10 protein-coding genes and 2 rRNA genes are annotated in these 10,581 nt (G+C 30.1%); 9 read left to right on the top strand and 3 right to left on the bottom strand.

Annotated elements, in window-relative coordinates; genetic code table 11:
* Both BUA21_RS05600 and rrf read left to right on the top strand, forming a co-directional pair.
* Window positions 1-123 (top strand): 23S ribosomal RNA (locus tag BUA21_RS05600); the annotation flags it as partial.
* 50 nt (window positions 124-173) lie between these two features.
* Window positions 174-292, top strand: a 5S ribosomal RNA gene (gene rrf, locus BUA21_RS05595).
* Window positions 293-354: 62 nt separating this feature from the next.
* Here the strand turns inward: rrf and BUA21_RS05590 are convergent.
* The 3 genes from BUA21_RS05590 to BUA21_RS05580 all read right to left on the bottom strand — a co-directional run bounded on the left by BUA21_RS05590 (window position 355) and on the right by BUA21_RS05580 (window position 3,633).
* The gene (locus BUA21_RS05590) at window positions 355-765 is read right to left on the bottom strand and encodes a hypothetical protein (protein WP_072743806.1); all 411 of its coding nucleotides are present in this window, start codon (window positions 763-765) and stop codon (window positions 355-357) included.
* Between the two features lie 89 nt (window positions 766-854).
* Window positions 855-2,546: an ABC transporter ATP-binding protein gene (locus BUA21_RS05585; RefSeq protein WP_072743805.1), complete on the bottom strand. Its 1,692-nt coding sequence runs from the start codon at window positions 2,544-2,546 to the stop codon at window positions 855-857.
* Between the two features lie 22 nt (window positions 2,547-2,568).
* Entirely contained in the window at window positions 2,569-3,633 is a 1,065-nt protein-coding gene (locus BUA21_RS05580) for an ArsR/SmtB family transcription factor (RefSeq protein ID WP_072743804.1), read from the bottom strand.
* A 209-nt stretch (window positions 3,634-3,842) separates the two neighbouring features.
* Between BUA21_RS05580 and BUA21_RS05575 the strand changes: the two genes are divergently transcribed.
* The 7 genes from BUA21_RS05575 (at window position 3,843) to BUA21_RS05545 (ending at window position 10,471) form a co-directional block, all read left to right on the top strand.
* Window positions 3,843-4,871 carry a YkvI family membrane protein gene (locus BUA21_RS05575; protein WP_072743803.1) on the top strand — a complete coding sequence of 343 codons (1,029 nt, stop codon included), beginning with the start codon at window positions 3,843-3,845 and terminating at the stop codon, window positions 4,869-4,871.
* A gap of 139 nt (window positions 4,872-5,010) precedes the next feature.
* On the top strand, window positions 5,011-5,877 hold the full coding sequence (locus BUA21_RS05570) for a branched-chain amino acid ABC transporter permease (protein ID WP_072743802.1): 867 nt from the start codon (window positions 5,011-5,013) through the stop codon (window positions 5,875-5,877).
* Window positions 5,878-5,879: 2 nt separating this feature from the next.
* Complete coding sequence (locus BUA21_RS05565; protein ID WP_072743801.1) at window positions 5,880-6,869, top strand: branched-chain amino acid ABC transporter permease; 990 nt, start codon at window positions 5,880-5,882, stop codon at window positions 6,867-6,869.
* Window positions 6,862-7,632, top strand: coding sequence for an ABC transporter ATP-binding protein (locus BUA21_RS05560; protein ID WP_072743800.1), 771 nt, complete (start codon window positions 6,862-6,864; stop codon window positions 7,630-7,632). The genes BUA21_RS05565 and BUA21_RS05560 overlap by 8 nt, the downstream gene beginning before the upstream one ends.
* 3 nt (window positions 7,633-7,635) lie before the next feature.
* Window positions 7,636-8,343, top strand: a complete 708-nt coding sequence (locus tag BUA21_RS05555; protein WP_072743799.1) for an ABC transporter ATP-binding protein — start codon at window positions 7,636-7,638, stop codon at window positions 8,341-8,343.
* A gap of 28 nt (window positions 8,344-8,371) precedes the next feature.
* On the top strand, window positions 8,372-9,628 hold the full coding sequence (locus tag BUA21_RS05550) for an ABC transporter substrate-binding protein (protein WP_072743798.1): 1,257 nt from the start codon (window positions 8,372-8,374) through the stop codon (window positions 9,626-9,628).
* Between the two features lie 42 nt (window positions 9,629-9,670).
* Window positions 9,671-10,471: an alpha/beta fold hydrolase gene (locus tag BUA21_RS05545; protein ID WP_200796520.1), complete on the top strand. Its 801-nt coding sequence runs from the start codon at window positions 9,671-9,673 to the stop codon at window positions 10,469-10,471.
* Window positions 10,472-10,581 lie beyond the last annotated feature (110 nt).

Genomic DNA, 10,581 nt, shown 5'->3' with positions numbered 1-10,581 from the left:
CAAGATGAGATTTCCCACTTTTTAAGGTAAGACTCCAAGTAGACCACTTGGTTGATAGGTCCCAGGTATAAGGGTAGCAATATCCTTAGCTAAGGGATACTAATAAGTCGAGGGCTTGACCAATTATCTTACTGTGCAGTATTTTCAAAATTTAAAATTGCCGAAAGGCTATACCTGGTGATTATAGCAAGAGGGTCACACCTGTTCCCATACCGAACACAGAAGTTAAGCCTCTTTAGCTGCCGATGGTACTTGGGTGGTAACGCCCTGGGAGAGTAGGACATCGCCAGATTACATAAAAATAAAAGCTCTATCTCGTAGGTCGAGGTAGGGCTTTTTCAAATTTCATGTTTTTTATTTGATATCAAAAGATTTTACATATTCAACTTTTTTATTATTTTTTGTAGTATATTTTAATTTATCTTCAGGTATTTTTTCATTAGATAGTTCTTGTTCTAATTGTGCAATCTTCCATCTATTGTTTTCTTTAGTAAACATATATTTTCTAGTTATAATCAATCCTTCAGTTTCACTATCTTTAAAATCAATACTAGATTTAGTAAATACATAGTATTTTTTATTGTCTATTTTGTAAGGTTTAGATATTTGAACTAAAATGTTAGCTTGATTTTTTAAATCTTTTCTAGCTTCTTTTAGTTGTTCATCTGTAAATTGTTTCAAATCCGTAGGATTTTCTACGTATTTTCGATTGTAATGAGAATCTTTATTATAAGTATCTACAAAATATTTTTGAATTTGATTCATGTAATCATTGTAGTTTAGTTCGAAATTTGAAAATTGGTGATCAAGCTTTTCTACATGAGAAACAATATCTAATATGTCGTTTTGTGATTTTATACAGTCTTTTCCACATTATATAAATTGTAGAAGAATCCTTTTTTGTCTATCAATTCATAGAAATTACCTTCTTCAATGATATTACCATTTTCCATGACAACTATTTTGTCGTATCTTTTTAATAGTTCTTGATTTAATTTATGAGTTACAACTATACTAGTTAAATCTTCTATATCCAATATTGAAGATTCTATTTCATAAGAAGTTTCTGAGTCAAGACTTGCTGTAGCTTCATCCAATAGAAGTACAGGAGTGTTTTTGATTAAAGCTCTAGCTATGGATATTCTCTGCTTTTCTCCACCTGAAAGATTAGAGCCATTTTCTCCTACACTAGACTTACTTCCATGAGGCAAAGTTTCAATTAAATTTAAAAGTCCAGAATTAATTATTGCTTTATTTATTTCATCATCTGTATAGTCTCCATATAAGGCAATATTGGCTTCTATGCTATCATCAAACATAAATACATTCTGCTGTATTATAGATATAAGTTCATAAGTGGATGAAATTTTTAAATTCCTATTTTCTATATTATCTATGAGTATTTCTCCATTGTAGTTTTCATAATATCTTAGGACAAGTTTTAATAAAGTAGATTTACCACTGCCACTTCTGCCTACAATAGCTACTTTTTCACCCTTATTTATATTCAAATTTATATTTTGAAGTATTTGTCTATCTTCATTGTATGAAAATGATAAATTTTTAAATTGAATCGAGTTCTTTAAAGAATTTTTTTCTAATCCTTTATCAGAGACTTTATTTTTTTCAACTATCTTTTCTATTTTTTCATTTATGGGCTTGATGCCCTTAATTTTGTTGACTATAGCGGAATAGTTGAGTATAGGATTCACTATATAGTTCATAAGTTGTACTGATGTGAGCATTCCACCTACAGTGAAATTTCCCTTAAGTACAAGATAAGTACCAAGGCCCAATGGAACGAAGAATACCAAGGAACCAAAAAATTCTGATAGAGAATTGACAGTAGCCTCCATTTTAGAAGAACTATATTTTTTGTTTTCTACAGCATTATTTGAGCTGTTGAAATCTTCTCTTATTTTTTCCTCTATATTAAAGCTTTTGATCACTTCAAAACCTGAAAATATGTCTTTAATTTTTGTAGTAAAATTGCTCAAGCTATTAGAGTATTCCTTTTTTCTTCTTCCAGTTTCTTTTTGAAATAACATTGGTATAAAAATAGGTATAAAACCTATTGCAAATGCTGCAATAGCTATATATATATTTAGTTTAAAAATTGAATAAGTTCCTAGAACAAATAGAGATATATATTGAAAACTATTTAAAATATTTATAAAATAATCTTGTTCAATTAGATTTGTATCGTTATTTATAATTGAAATATAGTCGGCACTGTTTTGAGCATTAAAAGAAGCTATATCTTTAAAAAGTATATTATCAAATATATCTCTTTTCAGTGAAGCCATAGAATTTTTAATGAACAATCCTCTAAAAATTCTAACTAAATATGAAATTATAGCTTCAGAAGCCATGAGAACTATCCCAATATATAAAACTTTTTTAAATCCCAATCCATTTCTAGTGACACTGACATCTACAATATTTCCAAGAACAAAAGCAAAACTTATTTCTATTATAGAAAGAAGTATTGCAAACAATAAGTTTAGAAACAAAAGACTTTTTGATTTGAAAAGATATTTTTTCATCCTGATTTCCCCCTCAAAAAAATTATAAATCAAAATCTTTTTCAATAAACCTGATCATTTCTCTCAAAGTATCTTTGTTTAGAGAAAAATAGGTTTTATTTTCTCGCCTATCCACATCTATGAGATTGGCACAAATAAGATTATTTGAATGATAGTTTATAGTAGCAGAAGTAATACCTAGATTATCAGCTATTTCTTGACCATATTTTTCTCCTTCAGAAAGTAACTTTAAGAATTGATATTTACTTTGATCTCCTAAGTTTTTAAGAACAAGAATATTTCTATCTAAGGCATCATCTCTATATTTATTGAAAAGAACTTTATCAATACTTTTTCCCAATATAATGTAACTTTCTTTTTTATTTTGCATAACAGTTTGAGATATACTATATTCATTAAAAAGAGATGGAAGAATATATATAGTTTTTATTGTATCTGTATCTACATATTTATATATAGGAATTTCCATGTCAATTCCCTTTTCATCTATTTCTTTTTCAAGATAATAGGAAAATTCATCTATTTCTTTTTGGTACTTTTGAAAAATAAGTTCAAAATTAGCTTTATAATTTTCAATTAAATTTATAAAGTCTCCTTTATATTTATTAATATTTTTTATATAGTATAGTACATTCCATTTGTCTTCATTGGAAAAATCCTGCTTATTTAAAAAATTTATAAATTTATTTTCATCTTCTATTAATTGATCTATTTTTTTAGGGTCTTTTACTTCTTTCCAAGGCTCTCCAAAATATTCCATTTGAAAAATCAATTCTTTTTTTATTTCTTTTTCTTCTAGGGTTTTCATATATTCTATATAGCTATCGATGGTTTTGTATTGCCACATTTTATGTAAGGGCACAAAGGGGCTAAACAGTGAAGGATTTGGTTTAAAAAAACATTTATACTTTTCAATATCGGGTTCTATTGCTTGCCTTACATCTTTTATTTTGTTTTTAAATTTTTTGTCTTCTACCATATAATATTTCTCTAGTTCTTTTAGGTAATAATCATAATTAAGAGTAATAAACAAACTTGAAAATAAATCATAGACTTTTCCTGCTTCTTTGTTTAAATAAATTTCCACAAAACCACTCCTTTCATAAATATGAAAATGCATATTAGATATTCATCTAATATTAATGTAAAAAAACAAACTTGTTATCTTAATGTTATCTAAATAAACTTTAGATAAACATCTAATATCATTATATACTACTATTTAAATAATGCAAATGTATTTTGCATAGGACATGTTATTTTTTAATATGATGAATTAGCATGAGGAGGGATAGGATGAACAAAGATACTTTTAAAATTGCTTCTATCTATATAGGAACAGTCATAGGGGCAGGATTTGCATCAGGGAGAGAAATAATAGATTTTTTTGCAGTATATGGAGTTAAGGGTATTTTGGGAATGATAATAAGCGGGTTTTTATTTTCTTTTATAGGAGCATTTATTCTTTCAAGGGTATATGAGCACAATATAAATAGTTCTGGTGAAATGATAAATTTTGTATTTGGGTACAAATTTGGTTTTGTTGTAGAAACTATAATATTATTTTCATTGTTCATTGGATTTTGTATAATGCTAGCAGGAAGTGGGGCTATATTCGAAGAACAATTTGGATTATCTAAAAATATAGGTATAAGCACAATGGCTATTTTGTGCTTTATAATTTTTTTATCAGGTATAAAAGGTTTTTCTCTTATCAATTCCATACTGGTACCTGTATTAATTTTAGGAATCGTTTTTTTAAGTTCTAGTGTTGTATTTAGAGAAGGGTTTATATTTAGCAATGTGGAAGGATTAGATGTAACAAATAAAGGCAATTTTATTACATCTTCCTTTTTATATGTATCTTTCAATAGCTTACTTTTGATAGTAGTATTGTCATCACTTTTGCCTATAATTCCAAACAAAAATGTAGCTATAAAATCAGGAATTCTAGGAGGAATTATTTTAGGAATATTGGGTTGTCACATTTTGATACCCTTGTTAATTCTCTATACACAAATATATGATTTTGCTATACCGATGCTTAAAATTTGTGAATATGAAAGTAGCAAATATGTAAATATATTTAGTCTTGTATTATGGCTTGCTATGTTCACTACTGCTATTGCCAATGGATACAGTTTCATAGAAAATATTACAAGGGAAAAAGATAAAAAATTTATTTCATTTTTATTTTGTCTCATAAGTATACCTTTAGCCAACTTAGGTTTTTCAGAGCTTGTAGCTACTATGTATCCCATTTTTGGGTACCTGGGCGGGGTAATATTAATTTTCATATTGATATCTATTGTAAATAAGAACTAACGGTTCTTATTTTTTTGGCATATAAATTGCATTTTAATTGAGTAAATACTTTTATCAGATAGCATATTACATTAAAACAAATTAAAAAAACGTAACAAATATTCACAATGTATTAAAAAAATACAATGGAGGTGCTTTAATGAGTCAAGTAATAGTTAGTGGTCTTATTACTGGAAGTCTGTATGCACTAGCAGCGCTAGGACTTGTTCTAATATTTAAAACTTCAGATATAGTTAATTTTGCTCAAGGCGAAATGGCTATGTTCAATACTTTTATTGCTTACACTTTAATGACAAAGCTTGGGATGCCTTATTTATTGGCCTTTGTCTTAACAATAATATTTGCAGCTATTATGGGTTATCTAGTTCAAAGGATAGTCATTAGACCATTGTTTGGCAGCCCTTTAATCAGCTCTATGATAGCAACATTGGGACTTATAATGATTTTAAATGGGCTTGCTGGGAATTTGTTTGGATTTGAGACGAAAAATTTTCCTAAAATGCTCAATAAAAACAATATTGTAATAGGTAGTATTTCTATAGATCCAAACAGCCTTTTAATTATTTTAATAACTATTGGGATAATGTTTGTATTATTTTATTATTTCAAATATGCTATGAAAGGATTGGCTATAAGGGCTGTGGCACAGGATCCAGAGGCTGCAAAACTTATGGGGATATCTATAGATAAAGTAACTATGTCAACTTGGATGATGAGTAGTATATTGTCAGCTATAGCTGGAATGCTTATTGCACCAACTACTTTTTTAGATATAAATATGATGGCCGATGTTCATCTAAAGTCTTTTTCTTCAGCAGTATTAGGAGGGTTCAATACTTTTCTTGGACCTGTGGCGGGGGGCTTTATATTAGGAGTAGTTGAAAACCTATTTGGTAGATATGCTTCCCTTGAATGGAAAACGGTTTTTGTATTTGCACTTATAGTTATTATGCTTGTAGTTAAGCCAAATGGCATATTTGGTAAGGAATATAGGAAGAAGGTGTAGCTATGAAGGGAAAAATAGATATAAAAAAATTAATCGTTTTGATAGTAGTCATTGCATTTCCTCTAATATTTGATTTGCCAAGAAGTACTATGACCCTTTTGGATTTAGCCGGGATATGGGTGATAGTGGCCATTGGTTATAATCTTTTATTGGGATTTGGGGGACAGATATCTTTAGGACATGCAGCATTTGTAGGTATTGGAGCATACATTACTGCCAATATAGCTATAAATTATAATCCTCCACTTATAGTTGGAGTTCTTTTGGCAGGTGTAGTTAATGGACTCTTAGGACTCGTATTGGGTCTTCCTGCATTGAGGCTTGAGGGAAACTATCTTGCAATAGCTACTTTAGGATTTGGTGTAGCTTTTCAACATATATTTATGGAATGGGAATCTTTCACTGGAGGATTTTCAGGAATCAGGAATATTCCACCAGCTCATATATTTGGATTTACATTTGACAATAGAGTAAGTATGTACTATTTGATATTTATATTTATACTGCTTGCTATAATTATTTCCAAAAATATTTTAAGGAGTAAAACTGGTAGGGCTTTAATAGCTATGAGAGATAGTTCTATAGCAGCTAGTAGTATAGGTGTAGATATTGCCAAGTACAAAACTACGGCTTTTGTTTTGAGTGCAATATTTGCAGGGGTAGCAGGAAGTCTTTATGCATATTTAATGAAACAAGTTTATCCAAATTCTTTTGATACGGCTATGTCTTTAAATATATTGGCCATGATAGTTATAGGTGGAATTGCATCTATTGAAGGTTCCATTGTTGGAGCACTTTTTATAACTATAATTCCTCAGCTATTAAAAAATATACCAGTGCAAAATGCTTCCTTTATATTGACGGGAGTTCTTTTGATATTATCTGTAATGTATTTTCCTTTTGGTTTGGTACAGGTATATCACAATATAGTTAAAAAGATAAAAGGCTCCTCAAATGACAAAAAAGGAGAGGTGGCGACCAATAATGAATGAAACTATTTTGAAGGCAGATAATATTTCGATTTCTTTTGGAGGACTTAAGGCAGTAGATAGTGTTTCTTTTGAAATTCAAAAAGGAGAAATAATGGGTCTTATTGGTCCAAATGGAGCAGGTAAAACTACAATATTTAATCTTATAACTCAATTTTATAAATTAGATGAAGGGAGTATTTGCTTTTTAGGAAATGATTTAAGTAAGTTTAAACCTCATCAGATCATAGAAAAAGGAGTGGCTAGAACTTTTCAAAATGTGGAATTGTTTAAATCCATGACAGTTCTTGAAAATCTATTGGTGGGTCAGCATAGTGAGATAAATTACAACATTTTTCAAGGTGTAATTAGAACTAAAAAAGTAAAAGAAGAAGAGCAAATAGCCATAGAAAGAGCTATGGAAGTTTTAAAAATACTTGAGATAGAGGATTATGCATATTTTTATGCTGGACATCTTCCTTATGGAGTTCAAAAATTGGTGGAGCTTGGAAGAGCATTGGTATCAGGTCCCAAACTTATAATATTGGATGAGCCTGCTGCTGGTATGAATGATACTGAAACTAAAGAATTTGCAAAGAAAATTCGATTTGTCAAGGAAAAATTTGGTTTAACTATTTTACTTATAGAACATGATATGTCTTTGGTTATGAGTATTTGCAATAGAATTATGGTGCTTAATTTTGGAAAGAAAATTGCAGAAGGAACACCTGAAGAAATAAGCTCTAATTCAGAAGTAATAAAGGCTTATCTAGGTGAGGAGGTATAAAAAGTGCTTAAAATATCTGACCTAAAGGTGAATTATGGCTATGTGAAAGCTTTAAAGGGGGTGAGTTTGGAGGTAAAAGAGGGAAGTATAGTGACTATTCTTGGTGCCAATGGTGCTGGAAAAAGTACTACTCTTAAATCAATATCAGGAATAGTTCCTGCAACTGAAGGAGAAATAGAATTTATGGGTCAAAGTATAAAAAAACTTTCTCCAGAAGAAATTGTTTCTTTAGGAGTCGTACAATGCCCAGAAGGTAGAAGAATATTTCCGCAGTTTTCAGTTGAAGAAAATTTAAGAATAGGTGCTTTTGGGAGAAGAAAGAATATAAAAAACATAAATGATGATTATGAGAGAGTATATGATTATTTTCCTAAATTGAAAGAAAGAAAGGATCAGGTAGCAGGAACTTTAAGCGGCGGGGAGCAACAGATGCTTGCTATTGCTAGAGGACTTATGGCAAATCCAAAGATTTTTTTACTTGATGAACCTTCTTTAGGGCTTGCTCCTATAGTTGTGAAGGAGATATTTGGAATAATAGAAGATATAAATAAGGCGGGAGTTACTATTTTGTTGGTAGAGCAAAATGCCTTTCAAGCATCTAAAATTGCTGATTATGTTTATGTAATAGAAACTGGAAATATAGTTATTTCAGGAACCAAAGAAGAGGTTATTAGCAATGAGAATATTAAAAAATCTTATCTAGGTGCATAAAAAATTATATAATATAAGGGGGATTTTTATGAAAAAGAAAAGAATTTTATCAATACTTTTAGCTATAATGATGGTAGCAGTTTTATTGACTGGCTGTGGAAACAATGAAAAGGATACTACAGCTGAAAATAAAGGTAAAGATGAATCAAATGTAGAAGAAGTTAAATTGGCTCAAGGTGTTACAGATGATACTATTAAGATTGGAACTATTGGGCCTACATCAGGACCTATTGCTATGGTAGGAATTCCAATGCTACATGGCATGGAAGCTTATTTCAATATGATAAATGAGCAAGGTGGAATAAATGGAAGAAAAATTGAACTTGTAGCAAAAGATGATGAATTTAAAGCTGATTTAGCACTTCAAAAAGCAGAAGAGCTTGTAGAAAAAGACAAAGTATTTGCTATAGTTGGCCAATTAGGTACACCAGGATGCCTTGGAACACTTGATTATTTTCAAGAAATAGACATACCTTGTATATATCAAGGAACAGGAGTAAGTGTTTTTGCACAAGCCAAAGGAAATTACTTTCCAGTACAACCAAACTATACTTTTGAAGGTTCATTAATAGCTAAATATGCAGTTAGTGATTTAAATGCTAAAAGTGTAGTACTTATTTATGGAAATGATGATTCAGGTAAAGAGGGAATGGTAGGAATTAAGGAATATCTTAAAGAGCAAGGAAAGGAAGATCTTTTAAAAGAAGAAATTGCTTTTAATTTAGAAGATGTAGATTTCTCGGCTCATATACAAAAGGCTAAAGCACAAAATCCAGATGTTGTTATAGTACTTGGATATCAAAAAGCTGTTCCAGGGATACTTCTAGAAGCTAAAAAACAGGGACTTGAAAGTCAGTTTATGACATCCTATATAAATGCAGATGTAACTATGTTAGATCTTGCTAAAGAAGCGGCAAATGGAGTTCTTGTTACAGCTTGGGTACCAGATATAACAGATGCTAATAATGAATCAGCTAAACAATATATTGAAACATTCTTAAAATATTATCCAGATGAAACACCAAATGCTTTTGGAGTTGCAGGTTGGGTTGCAGCAGAAACTTTTGTTGAAGGCTTAAAGAGAGCAGAAAACAATTTATCTTGGGAAGGATTTATACAAGCTATGGAAACTTTTGATGGCTGGAGCGATGGTATAGCTAAAGGTATAACTTATACACCTGATAGAAGAAATGGTGTTGAAAAAATGTATTTTATGAAAGCTGTTTATGATTCTAATGGTCCAAGATATGAAACTGTTACAGACTTTATGGGATTAGATGATTAATAAATGTGGAGGAGATGAATTTATATGCCTTATCTAGAAGTTATGGATAAGAAAATATACTATGAGGAACATGGAAAAGGAGAAGTTGTCGTATTTTTAAATGGAATAATGATGAGTACCGCTAGTTGGGCACCATTTATAAAAGCTTTTTCTAGTCAACATAAGATGTTGTTGGTAGATCTTTTAGATCAGGGACGTTCAGATAAAGCAGATGATGAGTATACACAGGACTTACACGTAGAAATGCTTAAGGAACTTTTGGAAAAGTTAAATTATCATAAAGTGCATTTATTTGGCGTATCTTATGGTGGCGAAGTTGCTCAATTGTTTGCATTAAAGTATCAAGATATGGTCAAATCTCTTATATTATCCAATACAACAAGCTATACTGATAGATCTATGCAAGATTTAGAAAGGTCTTGGGATTATGCTGCCACAACCCATGATGCATCAGTATTTTTTAGTTCTACTATGCCAGGAATATATTCTTATAAATTTTATGAAGAAAATTATGAATGGCTAAAGGAAAGAGAGATACAGTTTGGGAAAATATTTGATGAAGAATGGTATGAAGGTTTTAGAAGAGCAGCTAAAAGTGCACACAATTTAAATACTACTGAAAGACTTCAAAAAATAAAGGTGCCTACACTAATTATAAGTTCTGAACTTGATACTGTAACACCTCTTAAGTATCAAGAAGTACTATACAAAGGTATTCCTAATTCTAAATGGGTTTTAATAAAAGATGCAGGCCATGCTTCAATGTATGAAAAGCCTTATGAATTCATGTCCTTAGTCATGGGATTTATAAGCACTACGCAATTTGATATAAAAATAAAATAGTCATTGGTGATTATTTTTATAATTTTATTTTCAAAAATTAAGGGAGCTTGTAGCTCCCTTTGTTTTTAGTTAAATCAATGATATAATATATAAAATAAATAATGAATGGG

Source organism: Sporanaerobacter acetigenes DSM 13106, assembly GCF_900130025.1.
In the GTDB taxonomy this organism is placed as follows: domain Bacteria; phylum Bacillota; class Clostridia; order Tissierellales; family Sporanaerobacteraceae; genus Sporanaerobacter; species Sporanaerobacter acetigenes.
Note: the sequence above shows the minus strand (reverse complement) of the source record. Positions and strands in the feature narration are given on the sequence as shown.